Genomic DNA, 26,764 nt, shown 5'->3' on the forward strand with positions numbered 1-26,764 from the left:
ATGAAACACCTGATATTATTTATCCTTGCATTATTGCCTGCTACGATCTTGGCGCAGGTGGATGTAGAAGCTCGTATCGACTCACTTGAGATGATGATAGGAGAGCAGGTGCATGTGACTGTGACCGCAACAGTTCCACAGCAGTCTAAGGTCAACATGCCGACTTTCAAACCGCGTGAGAATATCGTACCGGGAGTGGAGGTGTTGGCTGTAAGCGACGAACAGACTGAAGATGTGAGCGATGGACGCATGCAGGTTAAAAGCATCTATACCTTGACGTCTTTCGACGGTAAACTCTATTATCTGCCCGCATTTCGCGTTAAAGTAAACGGGAAAGTATATCCTACTAAGAGTCTGGCACTAAAGGTGATAGAAGTTGAGGTTGATACAACCAAACTCGATAAGTTCTATGGTCCGAAGGATGTACAGGACAACCCATTCTCATGGGCTGAGTGGGCTCTTCCTTTTTGGTTGAGCATTCTCTCTTTGCTCCTGATGGCTGTGGCTTATTACCTCTACCTTCGCCTGCGCGACAACAAACCTATCATCAAGACTTTGCGTATCGTGAAGCGACTGTTGCCACACCAGAAGGCCATGAAGGAGATAGAGCAGATCAAGGCAGAACGTATGGTGTCGTCGGATAATCCGAAGGAGTACTATACGAAACTTACCGATACGCTTCGTAAATATATAGAGGAGCGCTACCATTTCTCTGCCATGGAGATGACAAGTGGAGAGATTATAGAACGCCTGACGTCTTCGGGCGACCAGGCTATGATCGACGAACTCCGCCAGCTGTTCATCACGGCCGATCTGGTGAAGTTTGCCAAATATTCTACACTCATCAACGAGAACGATGCCAACCTGGTTAACGCTATTGCCTTTATCGACCAGACGAAACAGGAGGCGGTTGCCACAGAGGAAGTCCAGAAACCTGAGTTGACAGAAGCTGACCAACGCTCTCTGAAAACAAGACGACTGCTCAAAACCGTTATCAGCCTGATTGTCGTGGCATGTGTGGCTATGCTCGTTTATGCCGTTTATCATGTGTTGCTTCTCGGCGAGTGGATATAAATAATGAATTAGAATGGAATTTGCAAATAAAGAATATTTCCTGCTGCTGTTACTGCTGATACCGTATGTGATATGGTATCTGATGTATCGGAAGAAAACCGAACCTACCGTGCGGTTGAGCGATACCCATGCCTATAGGTTTGCAGCACGGAGCTGGAAGGTGACTTTGATGCCGATACAATTGTTGTTGAGGCTGGCGATTTTCGTACTGTTGGTATTGATATTGGCACGACCTCAAACCCATAACTCCTGGAAAAACAAATCGGTGGAGGGTATCGATATCATGATGGCGATGGACGTCTCTGGATCTATGCTGGCAGAAGACCTAAAGCCTAATCGTATTGAGGCTGCCAAACAAGTGGCTGCTGAGTTTATTGCCGGCAGACCCAACGATAATATTGGTCTGACGATATTTGCGGGTGAGGCGTTTACACAATGTCCTATGACGACCGACCACGCTTCGGTACTCAACCTGCTACGGGGTGTCAGAACCGACTTGGCAACGAGAGGACTTATCGAGGATGGAACAGCCATCGGAATGGGACTTGCCAATGCTGTCAGCCGTTTGAAGGATTCTAAGGCGAAAAGCAAGGTTGTCATTCTGCTGACCGACGGTAGTAACAACCGTGGCGACTTGTCGCCCATGACATCTGCTGAAATTGCCAAAAGTCTAGGCATCAGAGTTTATACTATCGGTGTAGGTACCAATAAGGTGGCTCCTTATCCCATGCCTGTTGCCGGTGGTGTGCAGTATGTCAATATCCCTGTAGAAATAGATAGTAAGACCTTGAGTGAAATTGCCGCAGCAACAGATGGCGGCTTCTATCGCGCAACAAACAACCGGGAGTTGCAGAATATCTATCGAGAAATCGACAAACTCGAAAAGTCTAAACTCAACGTGACGCAGTTCAGCAAACGCTATGAGGCTTATCAGCCCTTTGCCTTGGCAGCATGCCTCCTGTTGCTTCTCGAATTGCTCTTACGACTTACCATATTCAGAAAACTACCTTAAAATTATCGGAGAACTGCATTATGTTTCGATTTGAAGACCCCATATATCTCTATTTGCTGATATTGATACCGATTCTGGTGTTGATGCAATTCTGGATGGTGTATCAACAAAAGAAACGCCTCAGACGATTTGGCGATATCAATCTCGTACGCGAGTTGATGCCCAACGTTTCTCGCCATCGTCCACGGGTGAAATTCATATTGCTGATTGCAGCCTTGGCGCTCATGATCGTGATGCTGGCGCGTCCGCAGATGGGTACCAAGATCAACCATGAGAAGCGAACGGGTATTGAAACCATCATCGCCATGGATATTTCCAATTCTATGTTGGCGGAAGATGTGGTACCAAGTCGTCTCGACAGAGCCAAAATGATGGTAGAAAACCTTGTTGACCATTTCACCAACGACAAGATCGGACTGATCGTATTTGCCGGCGACGCCTTTGTGCAACTGCCTATTACGAGCGACTACGTTTCTGCTAAAATGTTTTTGAGCAATATCGATCCCTCGATGATTGATGTACAGGGTACCGACCTTGCTGCCGCCATTAAAATGGCAACAAACAGTTTTACGCAGGAACAAGGTATTGGCAAGGCCATCATCGTGATAACAGATGGAGAAGACCATGAGGGTGGGGCGCTTGAGGCTGCACGTGAGGCAAAAGACAAAGGCATGCGTGTGTTTGTTCTTGGCATAGGATCTCCTAAAGGAGCGCCTATCCCCATCGGCGGCGGTAACGATTACATCAAAGACGAAACAGGGCAGACCGTCATGTCGGCTTTGAATGAAGATATGTGTAAACAGGTGGCTGAAGCTGGAGGCGGAGCCTATATTCACGTGGAAAACAATTCCAACGCGCAAGAGCAACTCAACGCAGAACTCGACAAACTCTCAAAGAAGGAAACGGCTGTAACTATCTATAGCGATTTCGACGAACAGTTTCAGGCGGTTGCCATCCTCGTCATGCTCTTGCTGATCATAGAAATCTGTATCCTTGAGGTTCGCAATCCTCATCTCAGCAAGCTTCACCTCTTCAGCCGAAATAAACCCATGATGCTCCTGCTCTTGCTTCTTGCGGCTACGCTCAACGTGCAGGCGCAGTCCGACCGCGACTATGTCAGAAAGGGCAATCGACAGTTCAGGGCTGGCAATTATGCTGAAGCGGAAACCAGCTATCGCAAGGCATTGGAACGCAACGACCGCAATCCTCAGGCTATATATAATCTGGGTAATGCCCTCCTGATGCAACGCAAAGACTCGGCTGCCATACAGCAGTTTCAGAGTGCTGCCAAACTGGAACAAAACCCGTATCGTCGTGCGCAGGCTTACCATAACATAGGTACCGTTTGTCAGACGCTCAAGATGTATGGCGATGCCATAGAGGCGTATAAGGAGGCTTTGCGCAATAATCCTCGCGATAACGAGACGCGTTACAACCTTGAACTCTGCAAACGTCAACAGAAACAGCAGAAGCAACAGCAGCAACCTCAACAAAACAATAAAGACAAAAAAGACGATAAGCAAAAGCAGCAAAAACAGGAGAATAACAAGCAGAAGCAAGACAAGCAGAAGCAACAACAGCAACAGCAGAAACCACAGATGAGTAAGGAAAATGCAGAACAACTGTTGAATGCTGCCATGCAGGAAGAAAAGAATACGCAACAGCGCATCAAGAAAGCTCAACAGCAGCATCAGCAGAAACGCAGGTTGCAGAAAAACTGGTAATGGATACAAGCTATTTACATAACAACTATTCAGTTTCAAAGTCAAGACCCATTGAACAGGAAAGAAATGAAGAACAATACCACAGATAGAACTATTCAACATGCACAATGGCTGATCCCATTGGTCGCGATGCTGCTCATGTCGGTAACGACATTCGGACAGCACATGGTGGGACGTGCTCCCTCGCAAGTTGCCGTAGGAGAACAGTTCCGTCTTACCTATACGGTCAATACGGATGATGTAAACGATTTTCGTGCAGGTAATATCCCGGAAGCCCTGGAGGTGCTGATGGGACCGCGTACCAGTACGCAGTCGAGTTTTCAGATGATCAACGGAAAGACTTCCAGCTCTTCGTCGGTTACCTTTACCTATATCGTCTGTGCTAACAAAGCTGGAAACTATACCATTCCTGCCGCACGTGCTGTGGCAGCAGGAAAGCAGATCCACTCCAACGTATTACACATCAGGGTGTCGGGCTCTGCCTCGTCTTCACAGCAAGGTCGTGGACAACGCTCGGAGAATCATGGTTCTGCCATGAGCAACCGCATCACGGGTAATACGCTCTTTATGAAGGTTAGCGCCAACAAGCGACGCGTCCACGAACAAGAGCCTATCTTGCTGACCTATAAGGTCTATACCTTGGTCAATCTGACCTCGCTCAATGGTAAGATGCCTGATCTGAAGAGCTTCTATACCCGTGAGGTTCCGCTACCACAACAGAAGAGTTTCCATGTCGAGACCCTCAACGGACGTCCTTATCGTACCGTTACCTGGCAACAGTATGTGATGTTCCCGCAGACCACAGGACGCCTTGAAATTCCAAGTTTGGATTACGAGGGCATGGTGATGCTTGAAAACCGCGACGTCGATCCCTTTGAAGCCTTCTTCAACGGAGGTTCGGGATATACAGAGGTCAAGAAGATTATCAAAGCGCCGGGACTGACCATTACCGTAGATCCGTTGCCTGCACGTCCTACCAATTTCTCTGGTGGAGTAGGAACGTTCTCGCTATCTGCCTCTCTCGACAAACAAGAGGTCAAGGCCAACGATCCCGTGACCATGCGTATTGTCGTGAGTGGAGTGGGTAATATGAAGCTCATCAAGCAACCGGCTGTCGAACTGCCCAAGGATTTCGACCAGTATGATGCGAAGATTACCGATAAGACAAAACTCTCTACCAACGGTATTGAGGGTAGCATGATCTACGATATCCTCATCGTACCTCGCCATCAAGGCAATTACGAACTGAAACCTATCGAGTTTGTGTATTTCGATACCAAGACAGGCAGTTATAAGACGTTACGCTCACAACCCTTTACCTTGAAGGTTGCTAAGGGTAGTGGCAGTTCGTCGGCAACCTTTGCTAGCGAAGAACTGCAACAAGTCAATAAAGACATCCGCTTTATAAAGACCGGAGAGGTCAATCCCAGAATGTTGGGCGACACCTTCTTCGCGTCAACAGCCTACTGGACTATCCTTGTTGTCCTGCTGGGCATCTTCGTTACCTTGTTTGTAGCATTCCGCCAGCGAGCCATCGATCAGGCTAACGTAGTGAAGATGCGTGGCAAACGGGCCAACAAGGTGGCCATACGACGACTTCGTACAGCCGCCAAACTCTTGAAGGCCGACAAGCAGAATGAGTTCTACGACGAGGTGTTGCGTGCCCTTTGGGGATACGTGGGCGATAAACTCAATATTCCTGTTGCCGAACTTTCACGCGAGAATATCAGCCAGCGCCTTGGCGATCGTCAGGTAGATGGCGAAACTATCAAACTCTTCATCGGAGCCCTTGATGAATGTGAGTTTGCGCGCTACGCTCCAGGTGATGCGCATGGTAATATGAACAAGGTGTATGAAGCTGCCATAGAGGCTATTACATATATCGAAAAAGGAAGAGAGGTGAAGTCATGATAAAATATGCTATACAACATACCACAGCTGCCAAACGCTTTGTTGGAACAATAGCCTTGGGATGCTGTCTCACGCTGATGTTGATGATGCCGTTGACGCTACAAGCGCAAAAGGTGACGAAGGCTGATGCCGATAGCGCCTATACCCATGAGCGCTACCAGCAGGCCATCCATATCTACGAGGAATTGCTCAAGCAAGGGGAGGATGCCGACCTCTACTACAACCTGGGTAATGCCTGGTATCGTACCGATAATATCACACGGGCTATTCTCAATTATGAGCGTGCACTACTCCTTTCGCCTGGCGACGAGGATATTCGTTTCAACCTACAGATGGCACAATCAAAAACCATCGATCGCATCACACCGGAAACGGAGATGTTCTTCGTCACCTGGTACCATTCCCTGGTCAATCTCATGAGTGTTGACGCATGGGCATGGTTGGCGCTTGTCTCGTTGGCGCTTGCCATCATACTGGCGTTGGTCTATCTCTTCGTAGATCGCGTGTGGATGCGAAAGACGGGATTCTTCGGCGCTCTCGCCTTGCTGATGATATTCTTCTTGGCCAACCTCTTTGCTTGGCAACAGCGCGACAAGCTCCTGCATCGTGATGGAGCCATCGTCGTGGCGCCTACCGTTTCGGTCAAGAGTACCCCGGCGAAAAACGGTACCGATCTGTTTACCATCCACGAAGGAACACGTGTCACCATCACAGACAATACGATGAAGGGATGGCGCGAGATACGCTTGGCAGATGGAAAGCGCGGATGGATTGCCGTAGAAACCATAGAGATTATTTAGGCTGCAACCCACATGGAAACAATCATTCAGTTTGACCAGCAATTGTTGTTGATGCTCAACGGTAGCGACTCGTTGTTTGTTGACCAACTGGCTGTAATCCTGACCAATGCCCGTACGTGGATTCCACTCTATATCGCATTATTCTATATGGTGCTGCGATGCAACAATAGCGTTTCACAGGTGCTTTTGGTATTAGGCGCAGCAGGCCTCTGTGTGGTATTGGCAGGAACCATCGACGACACCATTGTCAAACCGTTGGTAGCCCGATGGCGACCTACCCACGACCCACAGATAGGTATCCTCGTTGATGTCGTCAACGACTATCGAGGAGGCAACTACGGTTTCTTCTCCGCCCATGCCGCCAATACGTTTAGTTTGGCGGTCTTCTTCTCGTTATTGACACGCAACCGCATCCTATCGTATTTTCTGATAGGCTGGTCGTTGGTCAACTGTTGGACACGCATATACCTTGGCGTGCATTATCCTGGCGACATCCTTGTCGGTCTGCTCTGGGGCGGACTGGTAGGCTATGGCGTCTATCGCCTCTATCTCCGTGTTGCGAAACCCGTAGCCTATGGCATGTATTTCTGCGAGATACCCGTCCTTGTCCTTGTCCTGACAGCCTTCTGTGCCGTACTTTACAGCCTCGTTTGTTCATAACAAGGCGGTCCAACCGTCTCGATAGACTGAAACAAAGAATGAACGACGAGAGACGATATCGTTTGTAATCCTCGTTTTCAACGGTTGGAAGTTGGGGTAGGGAGAACCTTTTCACGTATAACTTTATAAAGAAAAGTTTTGTGATTTCGTTTTTTATTAGTATCTTTGCATCCGCTTAAACAAAAAGGCGTTCTTTGAATGTTGCCGATATGGCTCAGTTGGTAGAGCAACGCATTCGTAATGCGTGGGTCGCCGGTTCGAGTCCGGCTATCGGCTCATTTCATACAGGAGTTAGAACCTATGTTCTGACTCCTGTTGTCTTAAAAGGCACATTATTTTTCTCCATGCGGATTTAGCTCAGTTGGTAGAGCATCGGCTTCCCAAGCCGAGGGTCGCGGGTTCGAGTCCCGTAATCCGCTCCTTTTTTATCTCCCCCGAAAAAGTCATACGGAATTTTTTATCCACGGAACATACGGAATTTTTTTATCCACGGATCACACGGATCACACGGAAAAGATTCTAGTTAAAGATTTTGTTTCCGCATAAACTCCGTCTAAGATCCGATGATTGATTTCTTGCGAAGCAATATCTTAAACAAGATTTCCTCCAAAGATTTCTTGCGCTCGCGCAACCCAAAAAACATCCGTCTAACATCCGTTTAAATTCCGATGATTGATTTCCGTGCGACATTAGAAGCATCCGCATCATCTGTGTGCAACCTTTCACCGGATGGCAGAAGGGCAGAGGTCACGCAGGAAGCAATCAGCACAATGGGGCTTGCGAGCCGTACAAACGTAACGACCATGGAGCAACAGCCAATGGTGAGCAAGGGGAATATCGGCAGAAGGGATGATGCGCAAGAGTTGACGCTCAACCAACAAAGGAGTAGAGGCAGACCGCGTGACGATACCTAACCGATGGCTGACGCGGAACACATGGGTATCTACAGCCATGGCAGACTGTCCGAATGCCACACTCAACAGCACATTAGCCGTCTTACGACCCACGCCGGGAAGCGTCAGAAGATCTTCCATCGTCGCAGGAACCTCCCCATTGTGATGCGTCATCAATTCACGAGCCATCTCAACCAGATGGGCAGCTTTGGCATTGGGGTACGATACGCTCCTGATGTACTCATAGACCTCATCGGCTTCTGCTTCTGCCAGACTGCGTGCATCAGGATATTGTTTGAAAAGAGCAGGCGTAACCTGGTTAACGCGTTTGTCGGTACATTGTGCACTAAGCATTACCGCCACAAGTAGTTGGAAGATGCTGCCAAACTGCAATTCCGTTGTTGGATTGGGCATCTTCTCGCGAAATCTCGCAAAAATCAAAGCATCACGTTCATTCTTTTTCATATTCGTTGTTTTATCTTACACGGTCACACGGTATTTTTTTATCCACGGATTACACGGAACACACGGAAAAAATTCTAGTTAAAGATTTTGTTTTGTGTTGCTTACGCAAGAAATCTTAGAGGAAATCTTCATGTAAAATCTAAGGACCTAAACAGTCCAGAAATCTATTTAATAATATTGTTATCTTCCTAAAATATTTCTTGCCGTAGGCAACATCTTAAACAAGATTTCCTCCAAAGATTTCTTGCCGTAGGCAACTAAAAAAATCCATCTAAGTTCCGATGATTTCATCCATGTGACATTTTATTGAGTTCCTTTTTGAATCTGATGTAGTATAGGAATCCCGCGATGGTCAGACCAAAGGGGAAAGCCGTCCAGATACCATAGATGCCCAGATCGCAGATAAAGCCGAGGGTATATCCCAAGGGCAGGCTGACCACGAAATAGGCGATGAAGGCATAGGTCACCATCGGTTGTACGCAGGCTATTCCACGTAAGGCATTGGCAAACGCGTATTGCATGCCGTCGCCAAACTGATAGAGCGCCAAGATGAGAATCAACCCCGACACATACAGTTGCACCTCGATATTCTCGCTGAACAAACCGCCGATATGGTTGCGGAACAGCAAGATTGGGATGCTCAGCACGAAGGAGATAAAGAGGTTCAGACGGAAACCATCCATCGCATTAGCCTTCACGGCAGCAAAGTCGCGTTGTCCCACGAAATGGCTGACGCGTATCGCCATGGCAGCTGCCAATCCCGACAGAATCAGGTAGAACAGTTGCGAGATGGTAATCATCACCTGATGGGCAGCCAAAGGAATCGTACCCAACCATCCTGCCATCACACAACTCAGACTGAACGCAGCACTCTCCATGCCGAGTTGCAAGGCAACAGGCCAGCCCAAGCGGTTCATTTCTATGAAATCCACTTTGTTGATAGGATAGGAGAGGAAGTGGAGGCGATAGGTCTTGTAGCGTCGGCAGGAGAGCATCACGCCAACGAGGACGAGAGCCATGAAGACACGCGACCCTAATGTGGCAATACCGGCACCCAGGAGTCCCATTTCAGGAAAACCGCCCACGCCATAGATGAGAAGCCAGTTGAAGAGAATATTCAGCAGGTTACCGCCCACCATGGTCCACATCGCCACTTTGGTTTGTGCAATACCGTCAAAGAATTGTTTCAGCGTGTTGAAGAGACCGACAAAGAGGATGCTCGCCAGATTGACCAGGAAATACGGCCGGATGAGCGACAGCAGTTCGTCAGGTTGTCCGATGTGTTCAAGATTGAAATAGAGGAAGGTCATGACGGCTGTAAACAGCAAGCCGACAACACCGTTGGCCACAAGAGAGTTTTTCACTTTTCCTCCTACGGCTTCGTTTTGCCCCATACCATAGAGTCGTCCTACGACAGGCGTCAGTCCGTAGGAGAAACCCATATAGGCGATAAGAACAAGACCGAAGATATTGTTGACCAGGCCGGCGGCAGCCAGTTCTTCTGTGCTGTGATGACCTATCATGAGCGTATCGGCAAAACCGAGTACGATGGTGCCCAACTGGCCGATGATAATGGGAATGCCCAGCACGAGCAGTTCGCGGTAATGATGTCGTTGTTGTGATGTTGTAAGCGTCATTTCTTTCCGAGTTTGTCAGTCTGCGGGCCACTACCTGTGAAAGCCCAAATATGGGAGCCGGCAAAAAGTCTGTCGGCTCCCATATCGTATAGAGAGAGGGAGTGGGAACTCCCTGAGTATGTTATTATTTAGCAGCGTTGATGCGTTTCTTCACCTTATCCACGTAGGCATCGATGGTAGCAACAGCCACGATATTCACCACGTCGCGCACGCTGGCTCCGAAGTCGATGAAGTGGATAGGTTTGTTGAGTCCCATCTGGATCGGGCCGATAATCTCGACGTCCGCATCCAGCATCTGCAGCATCTTATAGCTTGAGCGTGCTGATGAGAGGTTGGGGAAAACGAGTGTGTTTACATCCTTACCATTCAGGCGACTGAAAGGATACTGTTCGTCGCGGAGTTCGCGGTCGAGGGCAAAGCCCAGCTGCATCTCACCGTCGATAGCCAGTTCAGGATATTGCTGCTGCATGATTTCCGTAGCCTTGCGCACTTTCTGTGCCCCATCAGAAGTAGAGCTACCGAAGTTAGAGTGAGAAATCATCGAGATAACCGGTTTCTCGTTGAAGAAGCGTACGCTGGTAGCCGCCAGACGTGCGATATCAACAAGTGCGTCGGTATCAGGATTCTCGTTCACCATGGTATCGGCAATATATAGGGTACCCTTCTGAGAGTTGATGATATGCATCGAACCGAAATGCTTGTATTCCGGACGGATGCCAATTACCTCTTTTGCCACCTTGATGGTGTTGCTGTATTTGGTATAGAGACCCGTGAGGAAAGCATCAGCCTCGCCAGTCTCCACCATCATCATACCGAAGTAGTTGCGCTCAAACATCTTATCGTTAGCCTCCTGGAAGGTGTATCCGTCGCGCTGGCGTTTCTCGGTCAGGATACGTGCATAACGCTCGCGGCGCTCCTGCTCGTCAGGATGACGCAGGTTGATAATCTCGATACCGTCGAGGTTGAGGTCCAGCTGTTTAGCCAATTTCGCAATCACCTCGTCGTTACCCAGCAGGATGGGGTGGCAGATGCCTTCAGCCTTCGCCTGTACGGCAGCTTTCAGCATAGTGGGGTGTACAGCTTCAGCAAATACCACACGCTGTGGATGAGCCGAGGCAGTAGCGTAGAGCTTCTGAGTCAGTTTGGTCTCCTGACCGAGCAATACCGACAGCGAACGCTTGTATTCATCCCAGTCCTCGATGGTCTTGCGGGCCACGCCACTCTCGATGGCAGCCTTGGCAACGGCAGCACTCACCTCTGTGATGAGACGTGGGTCAACAGGTTTCGGAATGAAGTACTGGCGACCGAAGGTGAGGTTGTTCACCTTATAGACATCGTTGACCACGTCGGGTACAGGCTGTTTGGCAAGATCGGCAATAGCGTGAACGGCAGCCAGCTTCATCTCTTCGTTGATGGCGGTAGCGTGAACGTCGAGTGCACCACGGAAGATGTATGGGAAACCAATCACGTTGTTGATCTGGTTAGGATAGTCAGTACGACCTGTTGACATCAAGGTGTCGGGACGAGCCTCCATGGCATCCTCGTATGAGATCTCAGGTACGGGGTTAGCCAAGGCGAAGATGATAGGATCTTTAGCCATCGACTTCACCATATCCTGCGAGAGCACGTTACCCTTCGACAGACCTACGAAAACGTCGGCTCCGTTGACAGCCTCTTCCAGGGTATGCACATCACGACGATCGGTAGCAAAGAATTTCTTCTGTTCGTTCAGGTTCTCGCGGTCAGAAGTGATCACACCCTTCGAGTCGAGCATCAGGATGTTCTCCTTTTGAGCGCCGATAGCCATATAGAGTTTGGTACAAGAGATGGCAGCAGCACCCGCGCCGTTGACCACGATCTTCACCTTTTTAATATCCTTACCAATCACTTCAAGGGCATTTTTCAGTCCGGCAGCAGAAATGATAGCCGTACCATGCTGGTCGTCGTGCATCACGGGGATGTCGAGAGTACGCTTCAGGCGCTCCTCGATATAGAAGCACTCAGGCGCCTTGATATCCTCAAGATTGATACCGCCGAAGGTAGGCGCAATCTTCTCTACCGCTTCACAGAATTTCTCAGGGTCCTTCTCAGCCACCTCGATATCGAACACATCGATGCCGCCATAGATTTTAAACAAGAGGCCCTTACCCTCCATGACGGGTTTGCCGCTCATGGCGCCAATATCACCCAGTCCAAGAACAGCCGTTCCGTTAGAGATTACAGCCACGAGGTTTCCTTTGTCAGTATATCGATAGGCAGCCTCAGGGTCTTGCTGGATCTCAAGACACGGATAGGCAACACCAGGAGAGTAGGCGAGCGACAGGTCTGTCTGTGTACGGTAAGCCTTGGTAGGCTTCACTTCAATTTTTCCAGGACGGCCAGCCTCATGATAGTTGAGGGCGGCCTCTTTAGAGATTTTTACCATAATAATATAAGTAGCTTTACGTTTGTTCCATTAAAAACAGCACAAAATTACAAAAAATGAGCGAAAATACGCGAAAAAACATCAACCTTTTTAATCTTTTTAGTAACTTTGTGGGCAAAATGGTTACTTATGCAGGAAATAACAAGAGATTTGACTGATTATCGTATAGGATTAAGGGATAAGATACTGGAAACAGCCATGGCTGCGTTTGAGAAAAAAGGTGTAAAGGCGGTTAAGATGGACGACATAGCAACAGCCTTGTCCATATCCAAGCGCACCTTATATGAAATATATGATGACAAAGAGGCTTTATTGTATGAAGGCATCAGCAAGCGCGACCGTCTGCGTCACGACCAGATACAATCCTATGCCAGCAAAGGTCATAATGTGATGGAGATACTGAAGGAAGCCTATCGCGTCAATAGTAACGCCTCCCGCAATATCTGTCCTGCATTCTACGAAGACATCCATCGCTATCCTAAGATAGAGCAATACATGCAGAAAGTCAGGGCCCAGAAGGGCGCCGAGATATTAGATTTCATGCATTTAGGTGTTGAGCAAGGTTTCTTCCGTTCCGACATCAACTACAATCTCTTTCTTATCCTTTATGACTCCGTCGCCGATGCCATCATCGAAAACAAGCTCTTGTCAACCTATACCATGGACGAGCTCTACTACAATTTCTTCCTTGTTCCCCTCCGTGGTGTATGCACAGAAAAAGGCCTGCAACTGGTAGCGGAAACCTGGAAATAGCCTTGCACACGGAGTTTATAGGTTAGAGGTTAGAGGTTAGAGGTTAGAGGTTAGAGATTATTTTTAAGATTTTCGTTAAGATGACAAAGACCACTCCATCAGACTTCAGCCCTCAGACTTCATTTTTGTTAAAGATTTTATTCAAGATTCTAGTTTAGATGTCGAGCCGTAGGCGATCCATAATAAAACCCTTCCCAAAAGCGAGGAACTCGAGTGCATTTTGGTTAAGGATTTTTGTTAAAGATTATTATTTCTGGCCAAAGGCCATATTTCATTAAAGATTTCCCCCAAAGATTTACCTATGGTTTGTTTTGTCGTGACTCAGCATAGTGAAAGCGCGCTTTCACTCTGTCTTCGCTACTCCAAAACATCTTGCGCTCACGCAACCCCAAAAAAACATCCGTCTAACATCCGTTTAAATTGGCATACGCCTTTGTTTTCTCGCCATGGCATAATTAAAGCGAGCATTATTCTGCTCATGGCTTAACGAAAACAATCCGATGATCCGATGATCCGTGAGCCATTTCTGGCAGAAAAAGCCTAAAAACTTGCATAAAAGAGAAATATTGCTTATTTTTGCAAACGGATTTAAACCACAGACAGATGGGAACATATAAGTATCAAGCAGAAATAGACGCATTGATACAACAAGGAGTAAAGATGCCCGAAGTTGTAAAGCCAAACGATTTGAAAGGATTCAGATTCGTTTTCAGCTCAGATATGTCCAAAAGCTACTTACCCAACTACATCATGAAGCCTCAGCGTGCCATCATGAATGGACAAAGAAAAGTCGATGTTGGTGGATATGCTTTGTCTTGCTTTACCGAAAAGGAAAAAGCCATTAAGTTCTATCACTTACTTGCTAAGAATATGAGAAACATATACAAAGCCATTGGTGATAGTATTTCTTCTGGAATTGTTTCCAATAACGATGGCAACATCACACCCCCAGCCAGTAACGGACATTATAACCTATTTGAGTTTCCATCATGTGACTTATCCAAAACATTTAAATTAGAGGAGGACAAATTATGAAAACAATAAAAGGTATAAGCATCAGGAATCGCAATTTCGACAAGTTCAAGAAAGTGGCCGATCTTATATATTTTGATGGACCATTGTTGTCACACTATGTAACTATCAATGGTGACAACTATCTCTTCTATTGGATAGACCAAGATGATGCAGACAATCGTTGGATGTTCATCAGAACCGATTACGACGCCATCCTGAAGTACACCCAAAAAAAGCAGACATTACGTAATATTTTAAGTTCGCCATTAGACGACATAGTATATACTGTTGATATAGATAACGAAGGACATCATCACAATTTCCAAGCCCATTCCATAGAAGATTTTCCAGAGGATTATCTCCCCTCTGAAGATTCTTATTATGAATTTGAACCTGAAGATGTAAACAAAGAAAACTTATCCATAGCAGAAATGAGTGGCAAAAAACTCGATTGGTTCCGCAAAGTCTGTGCTGCGGTACTATAATACTTTTTAATGTCACACATGGTCACCCGTTCACCCGAATTTCACGGATTACATGGAAATTTTTTTATCCACGGAACACACGGAGCACACGGAACACGGAGTTTATAGGTTATGGGTTAAAGGTTAAAGGTTATAGGTTAGAGGTTAGAGATTATTTTTAAGATTTTCGTTAAGATGACAAAGACCACTCCATCAGACTTCAGACCTCAGACTTCAGACTTCAGACTTCATTTTTGTTAAAGATTTTGTTCAAGATTCTAGTTTAGATGTCGAGCCGTAGGCGATCCAAAATAAACCCCTTCCCAGAAGCGAGGTATTCGAGCGCATTTTGGTCAAGGATTTTTGTTAATGATTATATTTTTAGTTGCCTGTCGGCAAGAAATCTTAGAGGAAATCTTTGGTAAAAATCTGAGGACCTAAACGGCCCAGAAATCTATTTAATAATATTGTTATCTTCCTAAAATATTTCTTGCCGTAGGCAACATCTTAAACAAGATTTCCCCCAAAGATTTCTAGCCTTCAGGCTACCCCAAAAACATCCGTATAAATTCCGTCTAAATTCCGATGATGATTGAATCCTTGCGAAGCAACTGAAATCCGCGGAACACAAATAAAATCTGTGTCATCGTGTGCGACAATAAAAATTTCCGATGATTCTAAATTATTTTTTGCATCAGAAAGTGGCGAAATCGGGCTATTTTTCTTAATTTAACGTGTGGAATGGTGGAATTTTGAAGAATTTATATAAATTTGCATCAAACGATAATAAATATTATATGGAGCAAGACTTGAATCGCATCAAGTTAGTCCTTGTCGAAAAGAAGAAGACCGGGAAATGGCAACCACAAGTATTAGGCGTATCAGAGTGTACTATGTCAAGATGGACTAGTAATAAAGCTCAGCCTAACCTTAGTTTTATGCCATTGCAAAACTGCTTGGTGTCGAAATGAAAGATCTGTAAAGAAGCAAAACCAAGTTCTTCTCCTAACCAAGACGTTAAAGTAATGTATATATGGATAAAGGCCAATTTTTATTATATCAAACTCCTGACGGCGATTCACAGATAGAGGTGAAGCTGCAAAACGATACTGTCTGGCTCTCACTCGACCAGATGGCAGAGTTGTTTCAACGTAATAAGTCCACAATCTCACGACATATAAAAAATGTATTGGAGGATGGGGAGTTGGACGAAAAAGAGGTAGTTGCATTTTTTGCAATAACCACTAAGCATGGTGCTATTGAGGGAAAAGTACAGGAGCACCAAGTCGCTTTCTACAACCTCGACATGATAATCAGCGTAGGTTATCGTGTACATTCATACCGTGGTGTTCAGTTTCGTATATGGGCAACCAAGGTACTGAAGGAGTATATAGTAAAAGGCTTCGCCATGAACGATGACCTGTTGAAGAGAGCAGGAGGTGGCAATTATTTTGACGAGCTGCTTGCAAGAATACGTGACATCCGCTCCAGTGAGAAGGTGTTCTATCGTAAGGTATTGGAGATTTATGCCCTCAGTATCGACTATGACCCACGAGTGGAAATGACACAAAAGTTCTTCAAGACAGTACAGAACAAGATGCACTATTCGATTCATGGTCACACGGCGGCGGAAATAATATATGAGAGAGCCGATGCAGAGAAAGACTTTATGGGACTTACAACGTGGTCAGGAGCTATGCCGACTAAGCCCGAAGCGGAAATAGCCAAGAACTATCTCACCCACGAAGAAATCAAGTCCTTGAACCGCATCGTGAGCCTGTATCTTGACTTCGCCGAAATGCAAGCCGAAGAACACCGCCCAATGTATATGAAGGACTGGATAAACATTCTCGATGACTTTCTCCGTATCTCCCGAAAAGACATTCTCACCCATGCAGGCAAAATCTCCGCCAAACTTGCCAAAGAGAAAGCCAACCAGGAATACGACAAATTCAAGGAGCGTACCAAGAACAACCTCTCACTTGTAGAGATTCACTTTTTGGAGAACTTTGAGCGTGAGCAGAAAAGGTTGTTGGGAGAAAAAGACAACATTAAGTGAAGTCCCATCAAGTGTCCCCCTGTTTCCGGGAAATTTTATCCACGGAACACACGGAGCACACGGATTCTAGTTAAAGATTATTCTCAAGATTTTTGTTAAGATTTCGAGCATCTCTGATGCGATCCAAAATAAAACCCTTCCCAGAAGCGAGGTATTCGAGCGCATTTTCAGTCGAGATTTTTGTTAAAGATTTTGTTTTTATCCATTTTGAATGATATATTATTTCTTGCGAAGCAACATCTCATTAAAGATTTCCACAAAAGATTTCTTGCGCTCACGCAACCAAAAAACATCCGTCTAACATCCGTCTAAGATCCGATGATTATTTCTGGCCAAAGGCCATATTTCATTAAAGATTTCCTCCAAAGATTTACCTATGGTTTGTTTTGTCGTGACTCAGCATAGTGAAAGCGCGCTTTCACTCTGTCTTCGCTACTCCAAAACATCTTGCGCTCACGCAACCCAAAAAAACATCCGTCTAATATCCGATGATCCGATGATCCGATGAGTCATTCCAGGGAAGAAAAGTGTTAAATCTTGGAAAAACGGACAAAATTTAGTATTTTTGCCATGGAAAAACGGACAAAACAACCCCCGTTTGGCATTCTTGATTCATTTGGGAGATTCTTCTGCCGCCATAGGACATACCGTATCCTCTTCTTCCAGTATAGGATAATAGTGTGTTTTGGCACCATGGTCCTGCAACCAGATATGGTTGAGCGTAAAAGCGATGGAGTCAAGAGTCACTTCACGCTTTTGCGGCTTCAGTTCACATTCCCATACCGTTATGCAATGCCATCCCATTTTAGCCAACGTCTGCTGCTCCTCCTTGTCGCGCACCTTGTTCCTGTGAATCTTCTCCACCCAGAAGTCGCGGTTTGTCTTAGGAATCTTACAACACATAGAATTATCCGGTTGTATCATATCCACGTCATGTCCATGCCAGAAGCAGCCATTCACGAAGATGCAGGTGCGGTATTTCCTCAATACCAAGTCAGGATGCCCAGGCAGCCTTTTGTAGTTCAGCCTGTATCTGAATCCCCGTTTCCACAGCCCATGTCGCACGATCATTTCCGGCTTCGTGTCCTTCGAACGAATAGCCGCCATGTTTTTGTGCCGTTGTTCTTTAGTCAAATGGTCAGACATAGGATATGAGTCTCTTACGATGCAAAATTACTTTCTATATTCCTTCAGTATTTTGTGAAATGTCGCACAGGAATCACGGAAATCACAGATTTTTTTATCCACGGAACACACGGACTACACGGATTCTAGTTAAAGATTCTTGTAAAGATTCTAGTTAAGATTTACCATAGGTTATTTTTGTCGTGACTCAGCATAGTGAAAGCGCGCTCTCACTCTGTCTTCGCTACTCCAAAAATTCGAGCCGTAGGCGATCCCCAATTAAATCCTTCCCAAGAAGCGAGGTATTCGAGCGCATTTTGGTATGGGATTTACGTTAAAGATTCTCGTGGCGTGACAAAGAATCTGTCCCCGTGTCATTCTAAAAAAGTGTATTCTCTACCACGCCATTAACATCCCCATTTTCATTTCCCTTCAACCAGAAATGGGGCATTGCGGTTTTGAACTCTACATCTATATAATGACATTGTTCCTTGATGATACCACGGCGGCGAACAGCAGGTTGCAGACAATAGGTATCAAAATCGTCAAGATTGACATCGCTTACATGCGTCCAATGTGGAAAGAGCAACTTCATATAAGCCACTGTAATACGTTTTACAGCGTTGAAGTCGCGTGTGTCAGCATTCTTATCGCAAGCCACAAGTTCATCAAACAATAAACCATAAATGTTCTGCGTGCGAAGCGAATGTAGTATTTCTGAAAAATATTCCACATTCAGCGTCCATCCCTTGTAGATGATTCCTTTATTGATACGTGGCAAATTCCAACCTTCTATAAAGCAATGGAAACGATCAAGCAAAGCTGACTCCCTGAATGATTGTGGTAGAGAGTCAAAATAACGATAGTTCAAAGGACGTCGTTGCTCGTTGAGGGGAATATTGCCCATAATCATCAAACCACATTCTGAACTAAACTCGTTGTTGTCAATGGTAGTTTTACCACTCTCCAAATATGATTTCAAAGCAGCCTGTATCTCGGCTGGTTCTTGAAAAATTATAGTCTGTATCTCATCAAATGCCGTAAAGTCATGGTTTTTGATGATACCGTTCTGTTGCTTGTTTTTGTCATAAAACAACTTTGCACGTGTAACTTTGCCACCACTAACAAGCCAACCATACTTGGAAAGATTGCCAAAAACAAACGATTTACCTGTACCTTTTGGTGCCAGCTCTATGACATTAAGCCGTGGCTCTACAAAAATGAGCAATCGACTTAGAAACTCCACTTTCTGTGTCATAGTCTCAAACCCATCAGCCTCATACTCCATTGCTGACAGCAGTACGTCTATCCATTCAGACGTAGAGAATGCAGTTCTTGCTCCTCTCAGATAGTCGATATCTACAGAACGATATGGTTTGAAAGGCTTATAGTCCACCATTTCTACATGATTTTTCTTTCCGTCCTCATCTGGAAGGACTGACAGTTTGATGATGCCCCATTTCTCGCCATCTACCAATTCTCCCTGATGATTCTTGTACACATACTCAGGAATCTGTCCCTCGTTGATTTTGATGCCAAGGTCTGGAATACCAAAACGGCGCACACCCTTTACCAAGTCAATATAAATGATGAATCGGGAGAGAAGTGTCAACTCTTCCCCAGAAGCCAAGCGGTCTTTCACCTCTGTTTGTTTCTGTGGTATCACCATGTCAAGAAAACCTGTGAGTTCTGAACGATTTACAGAACCGTCAATATTGATGTAACGTTTTAGAATGAAGTCCTTCACAAACGAGGGAAGATTGCGACCAGCAAATAAACTGTTGGTTGACGCTGGATCCTTATATATGGCCATGGATGCAAATTGCTCCCTGACTTTCTGTATTGTTGATGTCTGCATAGTTAAAATCCGAATAAATCATCCTCCTGGGCACCCATATTGATGCCTATTTGGTCTGTCTGTTTGAAATCTCCTATTACGAGAGTAATTCTTGTAGCTGTTCCTACAAGATTCAGTCTTTCACTTTCGTATATATCGTCTTGTTTCTTGTGGAGCAGATAATCAACACCATTGTAAATTACTTTTGGCGTATCTATACTGCTCAAGCCTTTGATGTTGTATTTTACAGTAGGACTTGATGCTATCAAATCTGATGTTAGTAGTTTTGCCGAATATACATTGGCATTTTTTTGTCCTGAAACAATAATGATTGGTATCAATACTTCTTCTGGCGTAGCACCTCCATGTGTTCCTTGTCCCGTTGGTGTTTTTGAGGCAAGGGAATTGTGGTTTAGAGCGCAGATGCTCTTTCCATCCTGTAAAATCATATAATTACCATCCACAGTTGGATTTCCCTTTTTCCATACTGCACATCTTCCTGAATGGTCGGAGTCTATACCTGCAAGGTTAAGACCGTTGCCAAATTGCGCCATATAACTGATGCCATGGTCAGAAACAAAGGCGATCTTCTTACCGTTGTACTGCGACAATACTTGGGTGAAGGCCTCTTCTACAAGATGCAGCTCATCTATGATATAAGCAGGATAGCTCTTTTGTGTATGAGCGAACTTATCTATATCTCCGATCTTTTCCAGTTTATTGCCTGTTAATTCTTCCAATTTCAACTTGTTGACAGAAGTTACTGACGGAAGTTGTGCTGTAGCAACATATACCTCGTTGAGATATAATCCATCTACTCTATGTTTTTCTATTACTTTTGTTATGAACGGAATCCAGTCTATACCTAATCCGTCAATCCAATAATACAGGTCTATGTCTTGACGATTATACAGGATGGTCTTCACGGTTTTGAAGCTATCTCTCCAGGCCTCGAAAGTTGATTGTGATGCATTGCGTTCCTTCAACATCTGCCGTAAGCTGTCGTTGGCTTTATTGGCTATCTTCGAGTGCGTGTATTCACGGAAATAATCATTAATCCATGTGAAGGAGTTGCCCAATTGAATACCCAGCGGTGCAAGATAAGAATAAAGCGAAGGCATTAATGTCTGAATGTCTTTCACGTCTATCTTGCCTTGTCCCACCCATTCTGTCATAAGGTATTGTTCTGAAAGTGTGAGTGATGTCATATATTTCATGGCATAATAACATCCACGTTCGGGGTCAGCAGCCATAGCCATCAGTTTCGCCTTTACCTTTTGCTCTGCCAGATGGGTAATCTGCACATTATACTTTTGGGCTTCCTTTAGTAAAATTCTGCGAAGTTTGAGACTTGCTTCGTCCTGTGGTTCATCAAACACTTGAGTAGCCAACAGAGAAAACAAGTCTGACGTGCTTTGTGTCTTACAGTTTCTTAGCACCCTCGTCAGATAAGTTGGTGTAGTGGAATTCCACAAGAAATAGCTTTTCAACAACCAACGTGAGAAGCCATCCATATACTCGAACCATGTCTGAACGAAAGCTATGCTGTTATTCAGGTTGGATGTATTGAACCGCTTGTTGACAAATGTTTCGAAGTCAAAGTCCTCAATATCGATGTTTGAAGCCAACTGCTCCCAAAATGGCATATCTTCCTCCTCAGCAGTCAGCTCTCCAAAATTTATACCGAGACCTTTGCTCAAGAATTCAAAAGCATTATGACAAAGGGTATAGTCGAAGGCATTGTCTGGCTGTGCATTGCCGGCAGAGTCAAAGATACATTTCGATGAGCAGATGATTTGTTGTTTCACCTTAGCTCCTACATTCTTCCAAAGTGAAATCCACTGTCGCATATTCTCGCAGAGACTGAACTTGTTTTCCAATCCCTGTACTCCGTAAGTTGTTCCAGATGTCAACACCAACCTATAGTTTTCGCTCTCTATCCCTGAATGGTATTCCCAAATGTGAATGTTTGGGTCATCTTTAAACTTGCTTACCTTACTCTGCATACCTATGAGTGGTACATAGATGCGCTGATGGGTTCGTTGAGATTCTTCTGGTGACTGTACAAGGCGTATTGTTTTCAACAATGAGTCAAACTCGGCGTAATGTACATTGTCATAAAAGCGGGTTATCTCAGAGAATGGCGCAATAACGAAGTCATTTGCTGGCAAACTCTTGATATAAGCTTCAAACATAGCTGCGAGTTGGGAATAGGTGATGAACTTATCATCTTGTCCGTCTCTCATCCACTTCTCTATACTCTGTACAAACACGTTATGGTTTTGGCACTCTTGAACAAACTCACCGAAATCTCCAAAATTCTCAAACAATACAAAGCGTATGGGGTAGCGGTTGCGAATAGAACTCTCCGCACCTGTCCAATTTTTATCGACATCTATCTCCTGATAAAGGTCTTGTAATGAAGTGAATTCCTTGTACATCGGTTTCTAACTATTTATCTTGTCCAACAACCATTCTCCTGCTTCATCACACAGTTTGTTGAGTAAAGCGATGGCATCGTCGAGGGTGGTGATGCTGGCTATATGGCTCTTTGCTTGCTTGCGCTTTTCTGCAATAATGTCTAAATTGACAGGGGGAACGTAAGTCGTTGGTGGATATTCTTCTCCCACAAGTGATGTTGGTGGGGCAGGAGGTGTCTGTGGATCTACTGGTTGCTGTAGAGCCTTTGAAGATTTCCACTGCAAAGCCTTCTTCTCCACTTCCTCTTCAGTCCAGTATCCGACCGTTGACTGAAGGTTTTGTTCGATGAAGTGCTTCACCTCATCAACATCATTTTCCTGTATGTTGATGTAGTCAAGCTGCATCAAGTAGTTTTTGAAACCGTCAGAAAAGGCTGCATCTACATTGAGTATATTCTTCATCTCTATACGCAACTCTGAGATAAGATCTATTGTTTCCTTCACTAATGCAGGATTGCGTAAGTCACGTTCCATGCAGATAGTCACAATGTTGTCTATCAATTTTCGCTCAGCATCATTAACTTTCATAATGACTGGCAGACTTGAGAAAGCCTCTTCGGAAGCGTATTTTACCGACCAAAGTGGATATCCCTTCTTACCTAGGAATTCTGCCGTGATGGCATATCGGGCATCCTTCAGACTCGATACGTCGGAATATGTGTTATCTTTACTGTTGAGTTTGAAGAGCGAAATGAGGTCTTTGCACAACTTGCCCTCCTCTGGTGTCTGGAATTTGAAATTGAGCTTAGAATTCGACTTTTTGTCGTCCCAGACCTTGAATAGATACACGATATCGTCAATCAAGGCATTCTTGTCGCGTGGCTTGCCCTGCATATCAAATATCTTGTTGGCCCAAGGCTTCAAGGCAAATGCCATCATTGCCATAGGTGCAAAACTTCCATAAAGTCCGTATGGCGGCTTTTGAAGCACAGAGAACTTTTCATCAAAATTGAAAGGAAGACTCTTGTCTGCATACTTGATAATGTTCTGCACCTTGTCATATACAACTTTGAACGGATCGTTCTCTGGTATATCGTTCTTCCACTCCATATTGTCATCCAGGCATTCCTGCACCAAATATTGTACTGGGCGCATCTGTGCGGTTATAGTCGTAAGTTCTTCTTTTGAGGTGGCAAAGATAAAGGTGCGAACAATCTCTTTTGAGTTTTGTTGACGCCAGAATGTGGAAGGCGCCTTTTGACGCAACAGTTCACAAGCGTCAGGACCATATGGGTATATGATCGGAGCAATCACGCCATTTACGATACTCGACAGGTGCTTTACGGAGATAGGTTGTTTCTCTACGCCATTGATATAGGCGATGGCATTGCCACGCTGAACGCTGTCCATCCATTCCTTCACCATCGACACAGCATGTTCACGATGTACATTCTGCTGGTCAATGAAACCATGGCTGCTGGCACAAGCATAGTTAGCTTGATACTCTATAAACTGCTCGTATTTGGCATCAGTAAGTACCTCGTCAAACACTAAGAAAACGATATTCTTCAAGTCCTTGTCATCCTCGTCTTCAGCACATTTCTCGGCAAAGCTACGCAATACTCCAAGTTCTGTGTTATTTCGTGCCATAAGCAGGGCAAAGAACAGAGCACTCGTTTTTGTATCCTTTCGTGAATTCTTGATTTGACTTCTGAGTACGGCTTCGTTCTGATGATCGGAGAAGAACTTGAATTCATATGGGCGTATCACCTTCTGCATCATCTTTTTTTCAAAAGCTGTGCTGGCAGCTTCAGAGAAGTTGAGTACCTGATCAGTATAGCGATACTGCACATTGCGCATTTCGGTCTTCTTTTCTTCTATCTCACCAGAAGGCAGGGCAGAGAACTGTACAGAGTATAATCCGCCTGGCGCACGTTGTATAATGCCTTGCTCATTAAACCATTGCAGTACTGTGTCTATCTTACCATCATAACGTGTTCCTGCAAAGAGAGCGTGGATGTTGTCTTCTGATGGAGTCACAAGTCCGTTGTTGTTTTCGCCCGAAATGTTGTTAAAAGCATTAAGCAACAATATGCCTTTAAACACAGCAAAATAAGCATCCCCCTCATTTGCTACCTGCAATTTGTAAGAGTTGTAACGTTCTGTCACCGCTCCATAGTTGGTCACATCGTCTTGGAACACCTTCAGTACATAATCCCACAGATAGTCTGCCGTGATGGTGTCGCGGTTCAAAAAACGATCCTCGCTGTCAAGAAACTCGCGTATGGAATCATTCTGTCCCAAAAACTCGAATACACTTCGGCTTGATGAGCCTACCACCGTGGCATAATGGGTAGCGAGATTGGCAGTACCAGGATGCAATGGATAAAGGTTGAAGAGGTCATCCCGAGTGGACTGCTGGTCATTGCTTGTGGCGGTGAATATGTCGAGTAATTGGGGGTTCATCGAATAGAACAGCTCTCGCATTTGGCGATGACGTTCTTCGTCGATAATTTCAAACTTGCGTGACATAATCTTGAACGCCGACACCGACTCCATGTTATATTTCATGCGGTGATAACGTCCGTCGGTTTGTTTCATTTGTTCTGCGTCCATGCCGTTGAACGCCGAAGGATGGGAAATGAGGAACATATAGGAATTGTTCTCCATGTTCATGAATTTTTGTGCTACTTCCTGCAACTGCTTCAATACAGGAATACCGATAGCATCGGCCATTACGTCTGTGAACTCATCCCAAACAATGAGTAGGCCATTATAAGTTCCAAGCTCTGCCAGACGATCTTGAACCTCAATGAGCCAATTCTTGATATTGTCGTTGTTCAGGCGGATGTCAAGTCTGGCTTCTCGCAAAGTATCGGTCACTCGGTGGAAAATGCCAAGGTCACCAGTCTTTAGGTTCTCAACCAGCTGTTCGCAGTCTGACACTACTGACGAAAGGGCAGTATGCGTGTCAATCAAGTGATTCCAGATTTCAGGGTTCTGCCGGATTTGTTCAATATAGTTTTCGTAATCCGTAGGTACAACAATCTCTATTTTGTGCTTACGGAGCGTTTCTGTAACAGCCTTTTGTAACACAAGGGCAACGTCACCAGGGTGTGTCATGGCACCTAGACCATACACCTTAACCGTTAGCAATCGCTTGCTTTCGCGAAGTTTGTAGATGGAATCGCGAATAGACTCAAACTTTTTTCCCTTATATTCGTAGTCCACCCACTTTCTTATGTCCTCCACATCGTCACCGAGCAAGTGGCTAATAACGGCCACGGCATGGCTCTTACCTGTTCCGTATGTTCCATTTATCCAGAAACTCTTGTGAAAGTCAATATCGTTACAGCGCACACTTTTGATGACCGTGCGCAATACTGAATTGAATTGCTCGTTAGGGATAAACGAAATCCATTCACCCTGTTTTTCCTCTGCGATGTCGTAGGCAGCCTTGCCTCCACGCAGTTTTATGATATCGTCGTACTTAGTAGCCATAAGCATATGAATATTATGTTGCTAATCCATTTTTTATTGAAGCAAAGACTTGAGCACTACCAATTGGTCCAAGTCATCCCGAAGGGTAATGTGGTCTAACCCCATGGTAAGCTCTGCAACCAACACTCGGTTCTTTTCAGAAGACAAGAATCTTAATTTCTTTTGTAATTCACCCTTGCTAATACCAAATTCCCGATATACTCCACAAAGCTCCTCGGAACGATACAAGTCGGAAACTCTAAGCATCTTAATCCCTTTCTGCTCTGCGTATTTGTATAAAGAATAAGCAACAGCCTCAGGACTCAAATCGTTATAGGGTAACCTTTGGAAAGATGTTCCTTTTGTATCTTGACTCACAAACTGTCTTAAGTCTTCACCAATAGGAGAATACTTAAATGTTTGCACCAAGGCTTGTACAGCATATGTAATTGTCGTTTCCTTGAATGTCTGTTGGAAATACTCGAGAGCAAGTTTGTCAAAATCTTTTCTCCCTATCTCTGTATTAAAGCCGACAGAAGAAGAAAACCAACCCATTAAAGGACTATTATAAGCCAAATTGATATGAATAAGTTCCCACAAAAGAGTTGTGTTCTCTCTGTTTATTTCAACGCATAATTCACCAAATGGTGTAAGTTTTGATTTTTCATCAATAATCTCTGCGTCTTTCAGCCATGCCTTAAAACTTGGCACTTGTTTTACACCAAGGAAATTATCTTCCCAAAAAGAATCTGTATCTGTTAGATATTGGTCAACCCATTCTTGATGGATACCAAACGTTCCATATTTTGATATTTTCATATTCGATAATTTTATAGTTGTTGGCTTAATCATTGAATCTGCCACAATACACCCGACATTATGATATTCCAAGCATTTGAGGCAATGTACACATTTGTCTTTGTCTATATTCACTTTTGGATAAACAGAAAGAGCACCTGTAGGGCATTCTAACTCACATGCCTCACAGTTTATGCAATACGCTGTCTTATT

The 26,764-nt window shown here is 45.0% G+C and carries 18 protein-coding genes and 2 tRNA genes; 12 read left to right on the plus strand and 8 right to left on the minus strand.

The features are described 5' to 3' along the window. The 8 genes from CIK90_RS10195 (at position 1) to CIK90_RS10230 (ending at position 7,600) form a co-directional block, all read left to right on the plus strand. The gene (locus CIK90_RS10195) at positions 1-1,074 is read left to right on the plus strand and encodes a BatD family protein (RefSeq protein ID WP_173849335.1); all 1,074 of its coding nucleotides are present in this window, start codon (positions 1-3) and stop codon (positions 1,072-1,074) included. Between the two features lie 13 nt (positions 1,075-1,087). Next, the gene (locus tag CIK90_RS10200) at positions 1,088-2,086 is read left to right on the plus strand and encodes a VWA domain-containing protein (protein ID WP_094391686.1); all 999 of its coding nucleotides are present in this window, start codon (positions 1,088-1,090) and stop codon (positions 2,084-2,086) included. A gap of 20 nt (positions 2,087-2,106) precedes the next feature. Continuing rightward, positions 2,107-3,810 carry a VWA domain-containing protein gene (locus tag CIK90_RS10205; RefSeq protein ID WP_094465204.1) on the plus strand — a complete coding sequence of 568 codons (1,704 nt, stop codon included), beginning with the start codon at positions 2,107-2,109 and terminating at the stop codon, positions 3,808-3,810. Between the two features lie 66 nt (positions 3,811-3,876). Next, on the plus strand, positions 3,877-5,721 hold the full coding sequence (locus CIK90_RS10210; RefSeq protein WP_094465206.1) for a BatD family protein: 1,845 nt from the start codon (positions 3,877-3,879) through the stop codon (positions 5,719-5,721). Beyond that, positions 5,718-6,521, plus strand: a complete 804-nt coding sequence (locus CIK90_RS14485) for an SH3 domain-containing protein (protein ID WP_094391689.1) — start codon at positions 5,718-5,720, stop codon at positions 6,519-6,521. The genes CIK90_RS10210 and CIK90_RS14485 overlap by 4 nt, the downstream gene beginning before the upstream one ends. Positions 6,522-6,533: 12 nt before the next feature. Continuing rightward, positions 6,534-7,181: a phosphatase PAP2 family protein gene (locus CIK90_RS10220; RefSeq protein ID WP_094391690.1), complete on the plus strand. Its 648-nt coding sequence runs from the start codon at positions 6,534-6,536 to the stop codon at positions 7,179-7,181. Positions 7,182-7,384: 203 nt separating this feature from the next. Further along, positions 7,385-7,457 (plus strand) — tRNA-Thr (locus CIK90_RS10225). Between the two features lie 70 nt (positions 7,458-7,527). Beyond that, positions 7,528-7,600, plus strand: a tRNA-Gly gene (locus CIK90_RS10230). 303 nt (positions 7,601-7,903) lie between these two features. Here the strand turns inward: CIK90_RS10230 and nth are convergent. The 3 genes from nth to CIK90_RS10245 all read right to left on the minus strand — a co-directional run bounded on the left by nth (position 7,904) and on the right by CIK90_RS10245 (position 12,601). Further along, complete coding sequence (gene nth / locus CIK90_RS10235; protein WP_094465208.1) at positions 7,904-8,539, minus strand: endonuclease III; 636 nt, start codon at positions 8,537-8,539, stop codon at positions 7,904-7,906. Positions 8,540-8,826: 287 nt separating this feature from the next. Then, positions 8,827-10,176, minus strand: coding sequence for an MATE family efflux transporter (locus CIK90_RS10240; RefSeq protein WP_094436257.1), 1,350 nt, complete (start codon positions 10,174-10,176; stop codon positions 8,827-8,829). A gap of 124 nt (positions 10,177-10,300) precedes the next feature. After that, on the minus strand, positions 10,301-12,601 hold the full coding sequence (locus CIK90_RS10245; RefSeq protein ID WP_094436255.1) for an NADP-dependent malic enzyme: 2,301 nt from the start codon (positions 12,599-12,601) through the stop codon (positions 10,301-10,303). A gap of 129 nt (positions 12,602-12,730) precedes the next feature. On the opposite strand from CIK90_RS10245, the gene CIK90_RS10250 reads away from it, so the two are divergent. The 4 genes from CIK90_RS10250 (at position 12,731) to CIK90_RS10270 (ending at position 16,891) form a co-directional block, all read left to right on the plus strand. After that, complete coding sequence (locus tag CIK90_RS10250) at positions 12,731-13,354, plus strand: TetR/AcrR family transcriptional regulator (RefSeq protein WP_094465210.1); 624 nt, start codon at positions 12,731-12,733, stop codon at positions 13,352-13,354. Between the two features lie 603 nt (positions 13,355-13,957). Then, positions 13,958-14,389: a hypothetical protein gene (locus CIK90_RS10255; RefSeq protein WP_094391696.1), complete on the plus strand. Its 432-nt coding sequence runs from the start codon at positions 13,958-13,960 to the stop codon at positions 14,387-14,389. Then, a complete protein-coding gene (locus tag CIK90_RS10260) occupies positions 14,386-14,853 on the plus strand; it encodes a DUF6575 domain-containing protein (RefSeq protein ID WP_094465212.1) in 468 nt (155 codons plus the stop codon). Before CIK90_RS10255 ends, CIK90_RS10260 begins: the two co-directional genes overlap by 4 nt. 1,012 nt (positions 14,854-15,865) lie before the next feature. After that, positions 15,866-16,891, plus strand: a complete 1,026-nt coding sequence (locus CIK90_RS10270) for a virulence RhuM family protein (RefSeq protein ID WP_094391695.1) — start codon at positions 15,866-15,868, stop codon at positions 16,889-16,891. Between the two features lie 612 nt (positions 16,892-17,503). Here CIK90_RS10270 and CIK90_RS10275 read toward each other — a convergent pair. From CIK90_RS10275 to CIK90_RS10295, 5 genes are all read right to left on the minus strand, one after another. Then, positions 17,504-18,037, minus strand: a complete 534-nt coding sequence (locus CIK90_RS10275; RefSeq protein ID WP_094434340.1) for a very short patch repair endonuclease — start codon at positions 18,035-18,037, stop codon at positions 17,504-17,506. 358 nt (positions 18,038-18,395) lie between these two features. Next, positions 18,396-19,874 (minus strand): BREX system Lon protease-like protein BrxL, encoded by a 1,479-nt coding sequence (gene brxL / locus CIK90_RS10280; protein WP_094434342.1) that lies wholly within the window; start codon positions 19,872-19,874, stop codon positions 18,396-18,398. A 2-nt stretch (positions 19,875-19,876) separates the two neighbouring features. Further along, positions 19,877-22,294 (minus strand): BREX-4 system phosphatase PglZ, encoded by a 2,418-nt coding sequence (gene pglZ / locus CIK90_RS10285; protein WP_094434344.1) that lies wholly within the window; start codon positions 22,292-22,294, stop codon positions 19,877-19,879. Positions 22,295-22,300: 6 nt separating this feature from the next. Beyond that, positions 22,301-25,774 (minus strand): hypothetical protein, encoded by a 3,474-nt coding sequence (locus CIK90_RS10290; RefSeq protein ID WP_094434346.1) that lies wholly within the window; start codon positions 25,772-25,774, stop codon positions 22,301-22,303. A gap of 33 nt (positions 25,775-25,807) precedes the next feature. Continuing rightward, positions 25,808-26,764: 4Fe-4S binding protein (locus tag CIK90_RS10295; RefSeq protein WP_173849337.1), on the minus strand; the 957-nt coding region annotated here is incomplete at its 5' end.

The sequence above is a fragment of the Prevotella sp. P5-126 genome (genome assembly GCF_002251185.1).
Classification (GTDB): Bacteria; Bacteroidota; Bacteroidia; order Bacteroidales; family Bacteroidaceae; genus Prevotella.

Excerpts from the sequence above, each read along its gene's own strand:
- CIK90_RS10195 (WP_173849335.1), top strand. The coding sequence starts at position 1 with ATGAAACACCTGATATTATTTATCCTTGCATTATTGCCTGCTACGATC.
- CIK90_RS10200 (WP_094391686.1), top strand. The coding sequence starts at position 1,088 with ATGGAATTTGCAAATAAAGAATATTTCCTGCTGCTGTTACTGCTGATA.
- CIK90_RS10205 (WP_094465204.1), top strand. The coding sequence starts at position 2,107 with ATGTTTCGATTTGAAGACCCCATATATCTCTATTTGCTGATATTGATA.
- CIK90_RS10210 (WP_094465206.1), top strand. The coding sequence starts at position 3,877 with ATGAAGAACAATACCACAGATAGAACTATTCAACATGCACAATGGCTG.
- CIK90_RS14485 (WP_094391689.1), top strand. The coding sequence starts at position 5,718 with ATGATAAAATATGCTATACAACATACCACAGCTGCCAAACGCTTTGTT.
- CIK90_RS10220 (WP_094391690.1), top strand. The coding sequence starts at position 6,534 with ATGGAAACAATCATTCAGTTTGACCAGCAATTGTTGTTGATGCTCAAC.
- nth (WP_094465208.1), bottom strand. The coding sequence starts at position 8,539 with ATGAAAAAGAATGAACGTGATGCTTTGATTTTTGCGAGATTTCGCGAG.
- CIK90_RS10240 (WP_094436257.1), bottom strand. The coding sequence starts at position 10,176 with ATGACGCTTACAACATCACAACAACGACATCATTACCGCGAACTGCTC.
- CIK90_RS10245 (WP_094436255.1), bottom strand. The coding sequence starts at position 12,601 with ATGGTAAAAATCTCTAAAGAGGCCGCCCTCAACTATCATGAGGCTGGC.
- CIK90_RS10250 (WP_094465210.1), top strand. The coding sequence starts at position 12,731 with ATGCAGGAAATAACAAGAGATTTGACTGATTATCGTATAGGATTAAGG.
- CIK90_RS10255 (WP_094391696.1), top strand. The coding sequence starts at position 13,958 with ATGGGAACATATAAGTATCAAGCAGAAATAGACGCATTGATACAACAA.
- CIK90_RS10260 (WP_094465212.1), top strand. The coding sequence starts at position 14,386 with ATGAAAACAATAAAAGGTATAAGCATCAGGAATCGCAATTTCGACAAG.
- CIK90_RS10270 (WP_094391695.1), top strand. The coding sequence starts at position 15,866 with ATGGATAAAGGCCAATTTTTATTATATCAAACTCCTGACGGCGATTCA.
- CIK90_RS10275 (WP_094434340.1), bottom strand. The coding sequence starts at position 18,037 with ATGTCTGACCATTTGACTAAAGAACAACGGCACAAAAACATGGCGGCT.
- brxL (WP_094434342.1), bottom strand. The coding sequence starts at position 19,874 with ATGCAGACATCAACAATACAGAAAGTCAGGGAGCAATTTGCATCCATG.
- pglZ (WP_094434344.1), bottom strand. The coding sequence starts at position 22,294 with ATGTACAAGGAATTCACTTCATTACAAGACCTTTATCAGGAGATAGAT.
- CIK90_RS10290 (WP_094434346.1), bottom strand. The coding sequence starts at position 25,774 with ATGGCTACTAAGTACGACGATATCATAAAACTGCGTGGAGGCAAGGCT.